This window comes from Romboutsia hominis (assembly GCF_900002575.1).
In the GTDB taxonomy this organism is placed as follows: domain Bacteria; phylum Bacillota; class Clostridia; order Peptostreptococcales; family Peptostreptococcaceae; genus Romboutsia_C; species Romboutsia_C hominis.
The window spans coordinates 2,859,657-2,877,608 of the sequence record NZ_LN650648.1 but is presented as its reverse complement, the minus strand read 5'-3'; the positions used below and the strand labels follow the sequence as shown (position 1 = coordinate 2,877,608).

15 protein-coding genes are annotated in these 17,952 nt (G+C 27.0%); 14 read left to right on the top strand and 1 reads right to left on the bottom strand.

Going from position 1 to position 17,952, the window contains the following annotated elements; all coding sequences use genetic code 11:
* The first annotated feature begins 120 nt into the window (after positions 1 to 120).
* The 7 genes from FRIFI_RS13965 to FRIFI_RS13935 all read left to right on the top strand — a co-directional run bounded on the left by FRIFI_RS13965 (position 121) and on the right by FRIFI_RS13935 (position 9,141).
* Entirely contained in the window at positions 121 to 1,122 is a 1,002-nt protein-coding gene (locus FRIFI_RS13965; protein WP_166506146.1) for an ABC transporter substrate-binding protein, read from the top strand.
* Entirely contained in the window at positions 1,097 to 1,852 is a 756-nt protein-coding gene (locus FRIFI_RS13960; RefSeq protein ID WP_166506145.1) for an ABC transporter permease, read from the top strand. Before FRIFI_RS13965 ends, FRIFI_RS13960 begins: the two co-directional genes overlap by 26 nt.
* A 1-nt stretch (position 1,853) precedes the next feature.
* The gene (locus FRIFI_RS13955) at positions 1,854 to 2,522 is read left to right on the top strand and encodes an ATP-binding cassette domain-containing protein (protein ID WP_166506144.1); all 669 of its coding nucleotides are present in this window, start codon (positions 1,854 to 1,856) and stop codon (positions 2,520 to 2,522) included.
* A 155-nt stretch (positions 2,523 to 2,677) separates the two neighbouring features.
* A complete protein-coding gene (locus tag FRIFI_RS13950) occupies positions 2,678 to 3,115 on the top strand; it encodes a YaiI/YqxD family protein (RefSeq protein ID WP_166506143.1) in 438 nt (145 codons plus the stop codon).
* A gap of 294 nt (positions 3,116 to 3,409) precedes the next feature.
* Entirely contained in the window at positions 3,410 to 5,950 is a 2,541-nt protein-coding gene (gene mprF / locus FRIFI_RS13945; protein WP_330405630.1) for a bifunctional lysylphosphatidylglycerol flippase/synthetase MprF, read from the top strand.
* A gap of 207 nt (positions 5,951 to 6,157) precedes the next feature.
* A complete protein-coding gene (locus FRIFI_RS13940; protein ID WP_166506142.1) occupies positions 6,158 to 6,775 on the top strand; it encodes a DUF488 domain-containing protein in 618 nt (205 codons plus the stop codon).
* Positions 6,776 to 8,280: 1,505 nt separating this feature from the next.
* Positions 8,281 to 9,141 carry a C39 family peptidase gene (locus FRIFI_RS13935; protein WP_166506141.1) on the top strand — a complete coding sequence of 287 codons (861 nt, stop codon included), beginning with the start codon at positions 8,281 to 8,283 and terminating at the stop codon, positions 9,139 to 9,141.
* A 408-nt stretch (positions 9,142 to 9,549) separates the two neighbouring features.
* Here the strand turns inward: FRIFI_RS13935 and FRIFI_RS13930 are convergent, their stop codons facing one another.
* Positions 9,550 to 10,275 (bottom strand): tRNA 2-thiocytidine biosynthesis TtcA family protein, encoded by a 726-nt coding sequence (locus tag FRIFI_RS13930; RefSeq protein ID WP_330405538.1) that lies wholly within the window; start codon positions 10,273 to 10,275, stop codon positions 9,550 to 9,552.
* A gap of 151 nt (positions 10,276 to 10,426) precedes the next feature.
* Between FRIFI_RS13930 and FRIFI_RS13925 the strand changes: the two genes are divergently transcribed.
* From FRIFI_RS13925 to FRIFI_RS13895, 7 genes are all read left to right on the top strand, one after another.
* Entirely contained in the window at positions 10,427 to 11,107 is a 681-nt protein-coding gene (locus FRIFI_RS13925; RefSeq protein WP_166506140.1) for a M15 family metallopeptidase, read from the top strand.
* Positions 11,108 to 11,214: 107 nt separating this feature from the next.
* Entirely contained in the window at positions 11,215 to 11,904 is a 690-nt protein-coding gene (locus FRIFI_RS13920) for a response regulator transcription factor (protein ID WP_166506139.1), read from the top strand.
* A gap of 109 nt (positions 11,905 to 12,013) precedes the next feature.
* On the top strand, positions 12,014 to 13,009 hold the full coding sequence (locus tag FRIFI_RS13915; RefSeq protein WP_330405537.1) for a HAMP domain-containing sensor histidine kinase: 996 nt from the start codon (positions 12,014 to 12,016) through the stop codon (positions 13,007 to 13,009).
* A 126-nt stretch (positions 13,010 to 13,135) separates the two neighbouring features.
* Positions 13,136 to 13,591, top strand: coding sequence for an S-ribosylhomocysteine lyase (locus FRIFI_RS13910; protein WP_166506137.1), 456 nt, complete (start codon positions 13,136 to 13,138; stop codon positions 13,589 to 13,591).
* A gap of 3 nt (positions 13,592 to 13,594) precedes the next feature.
* Positions 13,595 to 14,320, top strand: a complete 726-nt coding sequence (locus tag FRIFI_RS13905; protein ID WP_166506136.1) for a vitamin B12 dependent-methionine synthase activation domain-containing protein — start codon at positions 13,595 to 13,597, stop codon at positions 14,318 to 14,320.
* Positions 14,292 to 16,682, top strand: a complete 2,391-nt coding sequence (locus tag FRIFI_RS13900; RefSeq protein ID WP_166506135.1) for a homocysteine S-methyltransferase family protein — start codon at positions 14,292 to 14,294, stop codon at positions 16,680 to 16,682. The genes FRIFI_RS13905 and FRIFI_RS13900 overlap by 29 nt, the downstream gene beginning before the upstream one ends.
* A gap of 154 nt (positions 16,683 to 16,836) precedes the next feature.
* Positions 16,837 to 17,796 carry a carbohydrate kinase family protein gene (locus FRIFI_RS13895; protein ID WP_092921581.1) on the top strand — a complete coding sequence of 320 codons (960 nt, stop codon included), beginning with the start codon at positions 16,837 to 16,839 and terminating at the stop codon, positions 17,794 to 17,796.
* The last annotated feature ends 156 nt before the right edge of the window (positions 17,797 to 17,952 follow it).

Below are 17,952 nucleotides of genomic sequence, written 5' to 3'. Positions count from 1 at the left end.
AAATTAATTATAAATATAGAAAATATAAAGGATAGAAAAATTAAATCTTTTAATAAAGTTTACAGAATTTATTTGAACAAATAAGTGTTATAGGGAATTTATAAAAAAGGGGGATTAGAGATGAGGAAGTTTATAAGTATTTTATCAACAGGAATAATAGCAATGGGGATATTGTCAGGTTGTGCATCTATTGATAAAGAAAAATCAGAAAGTATTAAAGACGAAACATTTAAGAAGGTTGTAAAAGTGGTATCTCCAGATGGATTACCAACAATAGCAATAGCTAAATTAATAAAAGAGAAACCAGAAATAAAGTCAAATTATGAAATTGAATATACGATAGAAAAGACATCAGAAACCCTTTCAACAACAGTTATGAAAGAAGAACCAGATATAGCTATAGTACCATCTAATATGGCATCTATAGTTTATAACAAAACAAAGAATTACCAAATAGCAGGAACAACAGGGTTTGGTTCATCTTACATAGTTTCAACAGAAGATATAAATAATTATGAAGACTTAAAAGGAAAAAATATTATGAACATAGGTAAGGGTTTAACACCAGACATAACAGCACAATATATAATATCTGAAAAGGGATTAAATACTGAAAGTGATGTTAATTTTAGCTATGTAAATTCACCAAGTGAATTAGTACCAATGATAGTGTCTGGTAAAGAAAATACAGCAATAGTACCAGAACCAGCTCTTAGTGCCCTCATGACTAAAAAAGAAAATGTGAAAATATTTAAAGGCTTAAATGATGAATATAAAGAAATAGCAGATTCAGAATATGGATATCCTCAAGCAACTATTATAGTTAAGAATAGTTTTTTAGAAGAAAATAAAGATTTTACTAATAAATTTTTAGATAATGTTAAAGAAGGGATAGAATGGGCAAATGATAACCCATCAGAACTTGCTACATACTGTGGAGAAATAGAAGTTTCAACAGAGAAACCTATAATTGTAAAATCTATTGAAAGAGCAAATCTTAAATTCGTACCTATAGAAGATAGCAAGGATATATACAAAAACTATTATAAAAAGCTATTCGACTCAAATCCAAAGTCACTAGGAGGAAATATACCAGATGAAGGAATTTTTATGGAAAGATAGATTACAGATACTTACATCTTGTATATTATTAATTATAATTTGGGAAATATTAGCGACACTTATAGATAATCCGATATATTTACCTACAGTAGAAGTGGTTCTAGCTAATATTCTAATTATATTTAAAAGTGAAGATTTTTTTATAAATGTGCTTAGCTCTGCTTACAGGACAATAGTAAGTTTTTTATTAGCTTTAATAAGTTCAATATTTTTAGGTATAGTTTCTTCAGGAAGTAGTTTATTTAGAAACATACTAAAACCCGTAAATGCTTTATCAACATCTATCCCAACTATGGTTTTAGTAGTATTGGCTCTTATATGGTTTGATAAGGACAACGCACCTTTTATAGTTGGGATATTTATAGTTTTCCCCATATTATATGAAGGTGTATTAAGTTCTATTTTAGGAGTTGATAAAAACATAATAGAGATGACAAACATCTATAAGGTAAAAAAAATAGACAAACTTAAATATATCTACTTTCCATTAATAAAGTTTCAAGTTACTAATTTATTAGTGTCTACATTTTCATTGGCTTTTAAAGTGGTTATAGCAGGAGAGGTTCACGGGCAACCAAAGTATGGAATAGGAACAGTAATTCAATATGAAAAAATGAATTTTAATACAGAAGCTATATTTGCATGGATAATAATCATAGCAATGATTTCATTTGCTTTAGATATACTTAATAAGTTTATAACTAAAAAGTCCTTTAAATGGAGAGTGTAGTATGGATATAAAGATAAAAAATTTATATAAGAAATATGATGATAAGGTTATATTTAAAGACTTTAATATTATATTTAAGGAAAATAGAGTAAATACTATATTAGGGAAATCAGGATGCGGAAAAACTACATTACTAAAAATAATTAGCAATATAGTAGAAAAAGATAGCGGAAAAATAGAAGGTATAAATACAAATAGTATAAGTTACATATTTCAAGAGGATAGGCTTGTAGAATGGTTAACAGTAAAGGAAAATCTGAAGTTAATATTAAAAAATGACTATAAAAAAGGTGAGTTAGACAAAATTTGCAAAAAATACTTAAACTTGGTGGGAGTACAGGATTTTGAAAACTATTATCCTCAAAGTTTAAGCGGTGGAATCAGACAAAGGGTAAATATCGCTAGAGCATTTGCTAAACCATCAAAACTTATAATAATGGATGAACCTTTTAAATCGATAGATATAAAAAATAAAAATGACATTATGAAGGCTTTCAAAAATGTTTTGAGAGAAGAAACTAGAACAGTTTTATTTGTAACACATGATATAGATGAAGCCTTATATTTTACGGGGAAAATATATATACTAGGAGGGGATCCATTAATTATAAAAGCAACATTTAACTCAAATCAGATAGAAGATAAAAAACAGATAATAAATTTAATATAATTAATAATTTTTTTAGTATTTATGATGTACATACAAATATTTTAGCTTAAATATGAACTAATTTAAAAATTAGTTCATATTTTTTTGTAAATAATAAATGTTATGGAGTAAAATACTATAGGGTAGTATTAGATATAAAAGAGAAGAGGACAGTTATGAAAATATTAATAGATGGTGATGGATGCCCAGTTGTAGATATAACAATAAAAGTAGCTAAAAAATTTAATATAGAAGTATTAATAATGTGTGATACATCACATAACTTTGATAAGTATAATGTAGAAACTATAGTCTTATCAAAAGGAAGAGATTCCGTAGATTTTTCTTTGGTTAATAAAGTAAATAAGGGTGATATAATAGTAACTCAAGATTACGGTTTAGCTGCAATGGCACTTTCAAAGGGAGGATACCCAATAAATCAAAATGGAAGAGCGTATACAAATGAAAATATAGACCAATTACTATTTACAAGACATATATCAAAAAAACTAAGAAGCTCAGGTGCTCGAGTAAAGGGTCCATCAAAAAGGAAGAAAGAAGATAATATAAGATTTGAAAAGTATTTACAAGAATTATGTAAGGAATTATTATAAAGATTGTTAACTATAAATCCGTTATCTTTAAAATTTATATTATTAATAAATAGTATGAATATTTAACATTATTAGTAATATAAAGCAATAGTATTAAGAAGTTTATTAAAAATAAAAAGGGATAGATTTTAAATATCTATTTTTTTTTGTAGAATAATATATATTGTCAGGCAAAACTTTTACAATAAATTTAAATTCTTACAAATCTGTTATATAAGATAAAGAAGAATGTAAGGATATATTGTGTCAAAGTATGGTAAAATAGCCTTATTATCAGAAATATAAAAGGAGGAGATTATAATTATAAATAAAGTAAAATTAAAAAATACATTAAAGTATTTAATAGCATTAGTAATATTTGTTATAGTTATGAAAGAGTTTATCAGTGTAGTTTCTTCATTTAATATGAATACATTTAAACTATATGCAGATAAGTTAACGCTTATAAACTCAATAACAATAATACTTTTAGGAATTATTTCATATCTTCCTTTAAGTCTTTACGATTTTGTACTAAAAAGAAGAGTGAATATCAACTTAGATAACAGGGAGTTATATAAATTCTCATGGATAGCTAGTTCAATTGCTAGTATAGCTGGATTTGGAGGAAGTACAGCCATAGCATTAAAGAGTAATTTTTATGGTAATTATGTGAAGGACAAAAAGTTACTTGTAAAAGAGATATCAAAAATAGTAGCTTTAAATTTAACTGGTTTTTCTATGGTGAGTTTCATATATGCCATCACTAATTTTGAGTCATTAAAGTTAAATGATTGGACAAGCATATTAACTTTAATAATAAGTGTATATTTCCCGGCAATATCAATATACTTCATATATAAGTTTATTAAGGGAAATGATGAAGATAGAAAAGATATTAAAGATGCGGTAACTATAATGGGAATATCAGCATTAGAATGGTTAACAACTATAGTTTTAATATACTCTATCATGTTAGTACTAGATGCAAATATATCATTTATGAAATTATTCCCGGTATTTGTACTAGCAATTATAGTGGCTATTGTAAGTTTATCACCAGGAGGACTTGGTTCTTTTGATTTGACAATGATACTAGGATTACAAGCTTTAAATGTTCCATCAGAGAAAGTTTTATTAGCTATATTCCTATATAGAATTTCTTATTATATAGTTCCATTAATTATAGGATTAATTTTATATGGAAATGTAATGTGGAAGACTGTAGATGATGATATAAGAGATATAGTAATGACTATACTATCAAAAATGGCTCATATAGGTATAGTACTTATTGTACTATTAACAGGAAGTATTCTGTTAATATCAGAAGCTATTCCTGAAGTTATAAATAAAATAAATATAATAAGTAGAGTCTCACATCTATCAATAATATATATACCAGATAAATTTGCCATAGTATTAGGATTTTTACTTATAGCTATGTCTAGATTATTAATTTATAAATCAAAAAATATTTATAAATTAACTTTAATAATAGTTGCCTTATGTATTGGGGTGACTTTCGCACAAGGAACGGACTATGGTAGAGCATTGTATTTAGTAATAGTAGGTCTTATAATTTGGCTTGGTAAAAAACAATTTTATAGAGAAAGTTTTGTAATGCGTTGGGGAATATTTATACAAGATGTAATAATATTGCTATCTTTCTTAATACTATATCTATATACTTTCTACGCAAGCGTTCATGGAAAAGTAGGAAAGATACCTTTTACTCAATATCAAATACAATTTTCAAATGCATCATCAAATGTAATGTTTTTAAGTATAGCTGGATTTATAATAGCCATATTATTCTTATGTATTATATATTATAAGAATGGTAAAAATGAATTCCCTAAGATGAAATTAGAAGAATGTAAAGATGATGTAGAAAATATACTAAATAAATTTGGCGGGACATCTATAATACACTTTATATATTTAAATGATAAGTATGTTTATATAAATAAAGATAAGGATGTTTTAATACAATATCAAACTTATGCTAATAAGATATTTATATTAGGAAATCCAGTAGGGAATGATGAAAATATATTTAATACTATTCAGGAATTCTATGAGTTAGCTGATAAATATGGATATATACCAACATTCTGTGCTATAGATGATAAATTAATTCCATACCTTCATGAAACAGGATATGAGTTCTTTAAATTAGGAGAAGAGGCAGCTGTAGATTTAAATAAATTTACATTAGAAGGAAGAAAAATGAAGAGTGTAAGAAATGCTATATCAAGAGTTAGTAAAGAAGAATATACATTTGAAGTTGTAAAGCCTCCTTTCAGTGATGAATTTATGGATAGTATAAAAGCTGTATCTGATGAATGGCTATGTGGAAGACAAGAAAAAGGATTCTCAATAGGATTTTTCGATGTAGAGTATTTAAGTAGAAATCCAATATCTATAGTTAAAAATAAAGATGGTGAAATAAAGGGATTTGCTAACTTTATGCCGATGTATGATGGTCATAAAACTTTATCGATAGACTTAATGCGTTTTTCACATGAAACTTGTAATGGAATAATGGACTTCATGTTCGTTAATCTATTTGAGTGGGGAAAAGAAAATGGATACTCAAGATTTAATATGGGTATGGCTCCATTATCAAATGTAGGTATATCAAAGTATGCATTTCTAGGCGAGAAGATAGCTGCCAAGGTATATTCACATGGACATAAATTCTATTCATTCCAAGGTCTAAAGAAGTTCAAAGAAAAATACTGTGATTCTTGGGATGGAAGATATATGGCTTATAAAAGAAAAACATCATTAATAACTACAATGATTCAAGTTATTTTGTTAGTTTCGAAACCTATAGAGAAGGTAGATTAAACTTATAAAGATATAAAGTAAATATAATAATAAAATGATAGTCTATGAGATTAAATCAATCATCAATAGACTATCATTTTTTGTTTATGAGATATAATAATAAAAAACACTAATTATTTAAATAGTTAATTTAAAATAATAGAATTTATATAAATTCATTTTGGATATAAATATAAGTAAAAGTGCATTAAAAAAGGTGGTGAAGTTATGCAAGTATTTGCGATAGGTCACTCTAATTATCCAATTGAAAAGCTTATAGATATGTTAAATCAATACAATATAAATTGTGTTGTAGATATTAGAGAAACTCCATATTCTAGGTATAATATTCAATACAATAGAGAAGATTTTTGTAAAACTTTAAGAAAAGAAGGATTTATATATATATACATGGGAAAAGAATTTGGAGCTAGGAGAGGATCAAAAGAATCTTATAATAGAGAAGGATTTGCTGATTTTGAGAAAGTAAGCAAAGAAGATATATTTAAAAAGGGGATAGAGAGAATAAAAGATGGGTGTAAAAAAGGATATAAAATTGCTCTTTTAGGGGCAATGCAAGATCCAATCAGATGTCATAGGAGTATATTAGTTGGAAGAAGATTAAATGAAAATGGAATAAATGTGAAGTATATACTACACGAAGGAGATGTGGCCGAACAAGAGGATATAGAAAATCAACTTTCAGATAAATATTTTAGTGAAAGAAATCAAATAACCATAGATAGTTTAATTGGTAATAGCATGTCTAAAGAGGACATGATAAATGAAGCATATAGGCTAGCAAATAAAGAAATTGGATATAGAACGGAAGGTATATCTAAATAAACAATAAAACCATAATAATGTATATAGAATTGTTTTTTTTAAAAAAGTAAAAAAATAGATTTTATCAATAGGAATAATCTTTAAACACCTTAAATTCCTATTGATAGAATCTATGGAATGTAAATAATTACATATATTTTATATAAACGTATTATATATTATTTTGATGATAATTTACTAAGCATATCTGATGTCATCTTACTTAAATTATGTTCGAACTTAAATCCCCATTCTGCTACTGCACAAGATGAATCTATAGAATTAGGCCAAGATTCTGCAATAGATTGACGTATAGGGTCTACATTATAGCTAAGCTCAAATTCTGGTATATGTTTCTGAATTTCAGATCCGACTTCTTAAGGAGCAAAGTTCATAGCGGTTATATTAAATGCATTTCTATGAACTTATTCATTATAAGAATTTTTAAAATATAAATTTATAAAATATTTATAGAAAAACTAAATTTGTTATAAAAGGTAAATTTTTTATAAAAAATATTTTGTATTATGGACAGTTATACAAAAATATAGTACATTGTATACATAGGCAACAAGAAATGACATAAGATGATATATGCATTAGGAACGGACATAAAAAATTGACATTTAAGAATTTGACATAAAAGGAGGAGCTATACTTAATGCTCCTTCTAAATATAGAATTATAACTATAAAAATACTAACCCCCCTTAAATAGTATTTGATAAAAATTTTAATAGCCCTTTAAAAAGACTGTAACGGAAACAGTCTTTTTTTGTTATAAAAATTATATTTTCTTAAGATATAAGTTTAATTGATAAAGAGATTTTTATATCCTAAATTGTTAATTTACATAAGGAAAATTACCTATGGTTCACTAAGTAACTGGAAGTAAGCCTCTCTCTTTTACACCTAAGTAATAACTTGCCTCTAGATTTGCTAGCTAGTTTATGTTAGTATGGTTAAAATGCATTTTTGATATTCCTTTTGTTGATTTTAATTGATTAACTAAGCTTATCATAAGCGTCTTTTTTGATTATTAATATGTTATAGAATTGTATTAAGGTATTATATTAACATATAATTTCGTTAATGGATATATCAAAAATGATGGTGTTGTAACTTTGAATAATAAACTACTTTATAAGCATTGTGGAATATGATAATGCAGATAATTACTTAATAAAATTTTTATAAAATATAGATTATAATATATATTGTAATTTAGTTATATAGAATAAGAGATGAACCTTAAGCTAAAGGATATTAGTTTATATAATCTACTGTAAACTTAATATCTAAAATTACTACAGAATTAATTGATAAAGCTCAATTAAAGAACATGGACAAGTTAGTTAATATGTTAGAAGGTGATTATGCTCAAAGTTGTTTGATACAACTAGAAAATAGCTGAATGACTTAAGATTATAGTAAAAATAAAACACCTGGAAACTATGAAGTATAGAATAAACCTATATAGGGTAGCTTTTAGATGTTTTTTATATGCATCAAAAGGAGAATGACATAATGGTCTATAAAAAGAAGAAAAAAAGAGTGATGAAGAAGAATATTAAATATTCTATTATAGGCGTAGCGGCTATATTAGGTATAGGTTTAGTAGCCATATTGGGGAAGCATACAATGTCTGGAAATAAAGGGGATGAATTAATATCTAAAGAAAATTTAAACTCAAATGATCCAACTATAATTAGTTTAGTAGAAGAATCAAATGAATATCCAAAAGTAAAAAAGATATTAAATAATATAGATTTATATCCTAAGGATTTATTAGATTTAGCAGCTAAAAAGCCTGAAACTATAGATTTTGTTTCAGATTATATCTATAATGATTCAAAAACAAGTAAAAAAATATCTGTAAAAGATGATTACAAAAAAGGTGAAATACCACTTTTCCTTCAATGGGACGAAAGATGGGGATACGATAAATATGGTTCAAACTTTATTGCAATTGATGGATGTGGACCAACTTCTTTAGCAATGGTTGCGGTAGGTCTTACAGGAAATACAAACATAAATCCAAAGGCAGTTTCAGATTTTGCTTATAATAGCGGGTACTATGTAGAGGGCATAGGCTCTAAGTGGAGTTTAATGACTGATGGAGCAAGCAACTTTGGACTAAAGGGCAAAGAAATACCTTTAAGTAAAGAAGTAATTATATCTACTCTTAAAAAAGGAGAGCCAATAATAGCAACTATGGGTCCAGGAACATTTACAACTCAAGGACATTATATAGTCTTAACTGGCGTAGATAAAGATGGAAATATAATAGTGAATGACCCTGATAGTAAAGAAAAAAGCAATAAAACTTGGGATATAGATATTTTCATGAAGGAAACTAAGGATTTATGGAAGTTTAGTGTAGCTTAAAACTAATAAAAATTTATAAAATTTAAATGAATTGTTTTGGATGATGAGTTAATTATTTTCAAAACAGTTCATTTTTTCATAACTTCATTTGATGTTTTTCTACTAGAGTTACTATAACTAATTTATGTTAATATAATTAAAATACATTTTTGACCATCCTTTTGTTGATCTTAGTCGGTTACCTAAGCGTATCATAAGTGTCTTTTTTATTTATATATTTATCTGATTTAATTATACGATTCAGGTACTATAAAAAACTTCAATGAGATAATATTACAATTATTATAGATAAAAAAATACGCCAAAATAAAATTTAAGTCATTTTGACGTATTATCTATGAATTGAATAATATAATATTAATTCATAGATTGATACCTAAGATATATAATATTTTTAAGATTTTATATTTATTTTATTTTTTCTTTATCCCATATAAATAATTTATCAGGATTATTTAAAGCTCCAAATATGTTCTTTTTTGAACCTGGCATTTCTTTATTTAATCTTTGGACAAGTTCTTTTATATTTTGTCTATTAGTATGACCATCGGCAGGGCAAGGATTCTCTATAACTGGATAGTTATATTCTCTTGTGGCCTTTTTTGTCATATATTCTTCTATATAAATCATAGGTCTTATTATTGTTAAATCTTGTTTATCCATAACCGTCTTTGGAGAAAAACAGTTAACTCTTCCTTCATATAGCATAGACATTAAAAAAGTCTCTATTGCATCATCTTTATGGTGCCCAAGCGCAACCTTAGTACATCCTAGTTCTTTAGCAGTACCATTTAGCGCACCACGTCTTAAGTTGGCACATAATGAACATGGATTTTTCTCTTTTCTTATATCAAATACAATTTCTTTTATATTAGTTTGAACTTCGTGAAATTCTACATCTAAATCTTCACAAAGTTTGTATAATGGTGAATTGTCTACACCACCAGGATTTAGCGTTATTGCAATCAATTCAAACTTTTGAGGTGAGAATCTTTGATAGTTTTTCAGTATGTGAAGTAATGTTAAACTATCTTTTCCTCCAGAAAGTCCTACTGCTATTTTATCGTTGTCTTGTATCATATCAAAATCTTGTATAGCTTGACGAGCTTTACTAAGAAGTTTTTGCATAGTCATATTTGTGTCCTCCATCAAAATTAATAAACTTAAGATCTCTTAAGAATTACTTATAAGTTATTTAAAATCTATCTTTTAAAATAAACCTATAAAAATTCACTACAATTACATTGAAAATGTAGTAGTTAAGGTTAAAAGGAGAAGATAGATTATGAAAAAATTTAGGGTTATAGTACCTATTATAATAATAGTAGCAGTTACAATTATTTTAGTAAAAATATTAACGCCAGGAAAAACATCAATACAAGAAAAAATATTAAATAAAAGTAACTCAAATATTATAACAAACACGCTATTAGTAAACAATGATAATAAGTTAGATGAAAACTATAAACCATATAAAAGTGATGTGCCAAACATTCCTTTTATCGATAATGCAACTAATGAAGAAAAACAAATGGAAGAGGTTGCGTCAAAAGCAGTAGAGGAGTTATTTAAGCAAGCAAAAGAAGAAGGAATTAATTTTTTAGGTACATCAGCGTATAGATCTTATGCAACTCAAAAAGATATATATACTAAAAAGGTTATTTCGGATGGATTAACAAAGGCTAATGAATATGTGGCTAAGCCAGGTAGTAGTGAACATCAAACTGGATTATGTATAGACGTGACTAATGAAGATAGATGGTTTGTAGGTAGTACGAAAGAAGCTATATGGTTAGCAGAGAATGCTCATAAATTCGGGTTTATATTAAGATACCCATTAGGAAAAGAAGATATAACAGGTAAGTCATATGAACCGTGGCATATAAGATATGTAGGGAAAGATGTAGCTAAAGAAATATATGAAAATAATTCTACATTAGAAGAGTATACAGCTAGTAAAAATTAATTAAATTAAATCAATAAAAGTATATTATAATTGTTTTATGTGAAACATTAACGAATAATGTAGAAGTATTATATAAAAACGAATTATATAGATAGGAATGATGGAATTTGAAAAATAAAGTACTTGTAGTAGATGATGAAAAGGAAATTAGAAATCTTCTTGAAATATATTTATTAAATGAAGGATATGATGTAATAAAAGCTGAAGATGGAATAGAAGCTTTAAATATATTAGACAGAGAAGATATACAATTGATGATACTAGATATAATGATGCCTGGTATAGATGGAATAGAAGTTTGTAGAAGGATAAGAGAAAAATTAGATATTCCTATATTAATGCTAAGTGCTAAATCTGAAGATATGGATAAAATTCAAGGTATAATGACAGGGGCAGATGATTATATGACAAAGCCTTTTAATCCATTAGAACTTACAGTTAGAGTGAAATCATTACTTAGAAGAGCGTATTATTTTAATAATAAATCAAAATATAGTCGGGATATAATAACAATAGAAAATTTAAATATAGATAAAAGTAAACATAAGGTTACTGTTGGAGAAATTGAAATACCTTTAACATCTAGGGAATTTGATATTTTATATCTATTAGCTAGTAATAAAGGGCGTGTATTTAGTACAGAAGAAATTTTTGAAAAGGTATGGAAAGAACAATACTACCAATCTAATAACACTGTGATGGTTCATATAAGTAGGATAAGGGAAAAAATAGAAAATCATATAGATGATAAAATAATACACACTGTGTGGGGGGTAGGATATAAAGTTGAAAAATAAAAAAATTTTGTTTGAATATGCTTTTAAGCCCATAATATATTTTATAATTAGCTTAGTTATAGGCGGTAGCATAATAGGTATTATTTATTTTAAATTAATAGATATGTATATGAATAGTTATGCGAAAATTCCCCAAGTAATTATAAATGTAGTAAACGAATTTTTATATGCAAAAAATAATTATATAGGAGATTTAGTTTATATAATACTAATTCTACTAATAACAATACCTATATATATTATATTTATGAAGAAAAAGATTGAGAGTATAAGTGAAATTATAAATACAACTAATATTATGGCTAATGGTGATTTAAATCAAACTATACAAGTTGTATCAAAAGATGAAGTTGGACAATTAGGAAACAATATTAATAGTATAGTTTCACAGTTGAGAAATATAACAATAGAAGAGAGAAGAGCACAACAAACTAAGACAGATTTAATAACAAATGTCTCACATGACTTAAGGACACCTTTAACATCTATAATAGGATACTTAGGTCTAATAGAAGATGATAGATATAAAGATGAAGTTGAACTTAGATACTATACGACGATTGCATATGAAAAATCTAAAAGCTTGAGCATTCTTATAAATGATTTGTTTGAACTTACAAAGATGCAAAATAATACTATAAGCTTAGATAAGATTGATATAAATTTAGTAGAATTATTAGGACAAATAACGGAACAGTTTAAATATGAATTTAAGCAAAATGATATAAAAGGAAGAACAGATTTTTCTGAAGATAAATTAATAATAAATGCAGATGCTAATAAGTTAGTAAGGGTATTTGAAAATTTAATAAGCAATGGGATAAAATACGGTAAGGATGGGGGATATATAGATATAGTAACAAGAAAACAAGACAATATGGCTATAGCCCAAATTATAAATTATGGAGAACAAATACCTTCTTCAGACTTACCTCATATATTCGAACGATTTTATAGAGTAGAAAAATCTAGAAATAGAAATGATGGTGGATCAGGACTAGGACTAGCTATAGCTAAAAATATAGTAGAGTTACATGGGGGAAACATCAAAGTTGAAAGTAATAGTAGCAGAACTATTTTTGAAGTAAAGCTTAAATTAATATAAAATATTTAGAAATTTAATAAAAAATTAATTTAATAAATAAAAATATCATGTAAAACTTGATAATATATCCTTATTATGAAGTATAATATTATCATATAGAAAATTTAAGTATCGGAGGAAATTAAAATGCAAAAAGTAGAAAGTTTTAAATTAGATCATACAAAAGTAAAAGCACCTTATGTTAGAAAGTGTTGTTTATTAAATGGAGAAAAAGGAGATATGGTAAGCAAGTTTGATTTAAGATTCTTACAACCAAATGCAGAAACATTTGGAACAGCTGCTATGCATGGTTTAGAGCATTTATTAGCTACTTATTTAAGAGAAACAATAGACAACATAATAGACTTATCTCCAATGGGATGTAGAACAGGATTCTACTTAATAGTATGGGGAGATGTAGAACCAGCAGTTATAAAAGAAGGGTTAGAAAAAGCATTAAAAATGGTTTTAGATGCTAAAGAAATACCAGCAGCTACTGCTGTAGAGTGTGGAAATTACAAAGATTTATCTCTATTTGGAGCACAAGAATATGCTAGAGAAGCTTTAGAAAAAGGATTCTCACTAAATATATATGGAGAATAATAAATGAGAATTGACTTTTCGCAATCCATAGATATAGATAAAAACGAAGTATTAAGATATCTAGAGTACAAAGGTCAAGAAATAAATGAAAATCTTCATAATATAATTGATGAATGCATAAAAATAACTAAATCAACAATAAACCCTCGATATATTTTGAGGGTTTATCCTATATTAAGAGAAGATAACAGACCATATGGAGATAAGGTATATATAAAGGGAAGTAATTTAACATTAAAAAGTAGAGATTTGTATAATTTATTAGATAGTTGCAGTGAATGCATAATAATGGCTACAACACTAGGGATAGAAATAGAAAAAGAAATAAAAAAGCGCTCTTATAATGAGTTAAGCAAAAGTATAATATTAGATGCTTGTGCTACCACAGCTATAGAAGAACTGTGCGATAGACTACAATTGGAAATACAAGAAAAATTAATTAATACTAATAAATTCATAACATCAAGATATAGCCCAGGATATGGGGACTTACCAATAGAAAAAAATAGAGAAATAATAAATCTATTAAATTGTCAAAAAGAAATCGGTTTGACTATAACTGAAAGTGGGATAATGATTCCAAGGAAGTCTGTTATAGCAATAATAGGAATATCAGAAGATAAAACAATTCAAAGCTTTAAATCATGTTCAAAATGCCAAAATAACAAAAATTGTAAATATAAAAAAGGGGATGACAGAGATGAATGTAAGAGATTTTATAAAAGATAATATATTAATATTTGATGGAGCTATGGGAACAATGCTTCAACAAAAAGGTTTAAAAATAGGGGAAAATCCAGAAATATTTGGATTTGAAAATCCAGATAAACTTTTAGAAATACATAAATCATACCTAGATGCAGGGTCAAATGTAATAACTACAAATACTTTTGGTGCTAACGAGCTAAAATTAGAAAAACTAGGGTATACTGTAGAAAAAATAGTAGATAATGCAGTAAAAGTTGCTAAAAAAGCTATTAATAAATCACAAAATATTAATAATAAATTTGTAGCACTAGATATGGGACCGATAGGAGAAATGTTAGAACCTATGGGAACACTAAGTTTTGATAGGGCATATGAAATATTTAAAAGACAAGCAATACAAGGTGAAAAGTCTGGTGCAGATTTAATAATAATAGAAACTATGATGGATTTATATGAGGCTAAGGCAGCAGTATTAGCAGCTAAGGAAAATACTAACTTACCTGTATTTTGTACTATGACCTTTGATGAAAATGGGAGAAGTTTTACTGGGTGCCTTCCAGAAAGTATGGTTTTAACTATAGAAGGATTAGGAGTAGATGCTGTAGGTGTAAATTGCTCTTTAGGGCCAAAGCAGCTTTTACCAATAGTAGAGAGAATAGCTAAGATGACAAAGGTGCCGGTAGTGGTTCAAGCTAATGCAGGACTACCAAATATAGTGGATGGACAAGCTACATATGATGTAGATGCAGAGGAATTTTATAAAGGTGTTAAAAATTTTGTAAAAGTAGGTGCATCAATAATAGGAGGATGTTGTGGAACAGATCCATCTTTTATAAATAAAATATCTAATAATCTAGATGAATTAAAAAAGGTAAATGTAGAGAAAGTAAATAAATGTTTTGTATGCTCACCATCAAAGGTTGTAGAAATAAAAGCTCCGACTGTTATGGGAGAAAGATTAAATCCAACAGGGAGAAAAAGTCTTCAAGATGCAATAAAAAATAGAAACTTTGATTACATTATAAACTTAGGTTTAGAACAAATAAATGGTGGAGCTGAAATATTAAATGTAAACGTAGGAATACCTAATATAGAAGAAGAAAAGTTTATGCCTATGGTTATAAAAGAAATTCAATCTGTTATAGATACTCCTCTTCAAGTGGATTCATCAAATATAGATGTCTTAGAACAAGGTCTTAGATATTATAACGGTAAAACTATAGTAAATTCTGTGAATGGAAAAGAAGAATCCTTAAGTAAAATACTTCCGATAGTAAAAAAATACGGATCATGTGTGGTTGGACTTACTTTAGACGAAAATGGAATACCAAAAACGGCAAAAGGAAGATTTAATATTGCTAAAAAAATAGTAGATAAAGCAATATCTTATGGAATAAATAAAGAAGATATATTTATAGATTGCTTATCACTTACAGTTTCAGCGCAGCAATCAGAGGCCATGGCGACTATAGAATGTATAAAAATGATAAAAGAGGAATTGGGAGTTAAAACTATATTAGGTGTATCAAATGTATCTTTTGGTGTACCAAATAGAAAAGCTTTAAATAGTACTTACTTAACTATGGCATTAGCAAATGGACTAGACTTACCAATTATAAATCCAAATGAAGATAGCATGATGGAGGTTATAAACTCTTTTAAAGTAATAAAAAATATAGATAAAAATTGTATAAATTACATAAGTAAATATGCAAATGTTGTAAATAATAAAGATATCAATACAAGACAAAATAATAAAGAAAAATTATCAGTAGAACAAATAATAGAAAGAGGACTTAAAGAAGAAATAAAAGAAGTAATACCAAATATTTTAAAAAGTCAATCAGAAAATGAAGTAATAGAAGAAATACTTATACCTACACTAGATAAAATAGGTAAAAAATATGAAAATGGTGAAATATTCTTACCGCAATTAATACAATCGGCAGAGACTGTGAAAGTAGCACTGGATATTCTAAAAGTAAGTTTACAAAGTAAAAGTGAAAGTATAGAGCAAAAAGGAAAAATTATAGTAGCAACTGTAAAAGGAGATATACACGATATAGGTAAAAATATTGTAAAGATAATGCTTGAAAATTATGGGTATGATGTCCTAGATTTAGGGAAAGATGTTGATATTGATGTAATTGTTGAAGAGGCTAAAAATAGAAATATAAAACTTATAGGATTAAGTGCTTTAATGACAACTACAGTTAGAAGCATGAAAGAAACAATAGAAGCAATAAGAAAAGAAGGACTAGATGCGAAAGTATTTGTTGGTGGTGCAGTACTTACTAGTGAGTATGCAAAAGAGATTGGGGCAGACTATTATTCTAAAGATGCGAAATCATCTATAGAAATAGCAAAGACAAATTTAAGATAAAATATAGGGGGTATTTTAACCTCCTATTTTATTAAAATATGACAAAAAAAGTGTAAAAATTTGCATAATTGACATTAAAACGTAAAATCTATAGAAAAAACTCATAAGAATGTGATAAAATAGGAAGGTGATTCTTAGGGAGGTTTAAACAAAAATGATAGACAATAGGCAACCTTATGCGTTAGTTTTCGGAGTATCAGTTTTTGATATCTGCGGGTTTACAAACAATAATTATAGATGTAATGATTCTAATCCAGGTAAAGTTAAGACTTCTTTCGGAGGAGTTTGTAGAAATATAGCTGAATGTATGGCTAGAGTAGGTGTAAATACAAGATTTATCTCTATATTAGGAGATGATGAGACAGGAAAAAGAATGTTAGATCATTCTAAAAAGATGAACTATGATATGAGCGAGTCTCTAATAATAAAAGGAGGGCACACTCCTACATATATGGCTATCTTAGATGAACAAGGTGAGATGGTTTCTGCTGTAGTTGATATGAACATAATAGACATGTTTACTACAGAATTTATAGACTCAAAAGCGGAAATAATAAGAAATGCCGAGTATATGATACTAGACTCAGATAGACCTGATATAGTAGAATATATAATACAAAACTTTAGTAAAGATACTAAACTTATATTAGATCCAGTTTCAGCAGCAAAGGCTAAAACAGTTAAACACTTAATAAAAGGGTTCCATACTATAAAGCCAAATAGATATGAGGCTGAAATAATGTGTGGATTTAAAATACACAATGATGAAGATTTAAGAAAAGCTGGTAAATATTTTACAGACTTAGGCATCCAAAACGTATTTATAACATTAGATGAAGATGGTATATACTACAACAATGGGCAAGAAGAAGGTAAAATTAAGGCTAATGATGTAAAAGTAATCAACGTTACTGGTGCAGGAGATTCTTTTGTAGCAGGTATAGCTAATGGTTATATGAATAATATTAATATAGTTGATACTGTAAAATATGCAATAGCTATGTCATCTATAACTATAGCAACAGAAGAAACTATTCATCCAGATATGAGCCACGAGTTAGTTGAAAAATATATTAACAATATAGAGTGGACAGAAGTAAAATATAGTAAATAGAAATTTACTATATTAAAAAAATTATGTATAATTAAGTTATAAGTTAATCTGCAAAATGTAAGATTAATTGATATAAAATATTTATCGTCGACAACCAAAAAACATCTAGGGTTATATTTTGTAATCCTAGATGTTTTTTATTATCTATAGATAATA

Excerpts from the sequence above, each read along its gene's own strand:
- FRIFI_RS13895 (WP_092921581.1), top strand. The coding sequence starts at position 16,837 with ATGATAGACAATAGGCAACCTTATGCGTTAGTTTTCGGAGTATCAGTT.
- FRIFI_RS13900 (WP_166506135.1), top strand. The coding sequence starts at position 14,292 with ATGAATGTAAGAGATTTTATAAAAGATAATATATTAATATTTGATGGA.
- FRIFI_RS13940 (WP_166506142.1), top strand. The coding sequence starts at position 6,158 with ATGCAAGTATTTGCGATAGGTCACTCTAATTATCCAATTGAAAAGCTT.
- FRIFI_RS13965 (WP_166506146.1), top strand. The coding sequence starts at position 121 with ATGAGGAAGTTTATAAGTATTTTATCAACAGGAATAATAGCAATGGGG.
- FRIFI_RS13950 (WP_166506143.1), top strand. The coding sequence starts at position 2,678 with ATGAAAATATTAATAGATGGTGATGGATGCCCAGTTGTAGATATAACA.
- FRIFI_RS13925 (WP_166506140.1), top strand. The coding sequence starts at position 10,427 with ATGAAAAAATTTAGGGTTATAGTACCTATTATAATAATAGTAGCAGTT.
- FRIFI_RS13905 (WP_166506136.1), top strand. The coding sequence starts at position 13,595 with ATGAGAATTGACTTTTCGCAATCCATAGATATAGATAAAAACGAAGTA.
- FRIFI_RS13935 (WP_166506141.1), top strand. The coding sequence starts at position 8,281 with ATGGTCTATAAAAAGAAGAAAAAAAGAGTGATGAAGAAGAATATTAAA.
- FRIFI_RS13960 (WP_166506145.1), top strand. The coding sequence starts at position 1,097 with ATGAAGGAATTTTTATGGAAAGATAGATTACAGATACTTACATCTTGT.
- FRIFI_RS13955 (WP_166506144.1), top strand. The coding sequence starts at position 1,854 with ATGGATATAAAGATAAAAAATTTATATAAGAAATATGATGATAAGGTT.
- FRIFI_RS13915 (WP_330405537.1), top strand. The coding sequence starts at position 12,014 with ATGAATAGTTATGCGAAAATTCCCCAAGTAATTATAAATGTAGTAAAC.
- FRIFI_RS13910 (WP_166506137.1), top strand. The coding sequence starts at position 13,136 with ATGCAAAAAGTAGAAAGTTTTAAATTAGATCATACAAAAGTAAAAGCA.
- FRIFI_RS13930 (WP_330405538.1), bottom strand. The coding sequence starts at position 10,275 with ATGACTATGCAAAAACTTCTTAGTAAAGCTCGTCAAGCTATACAAGAT.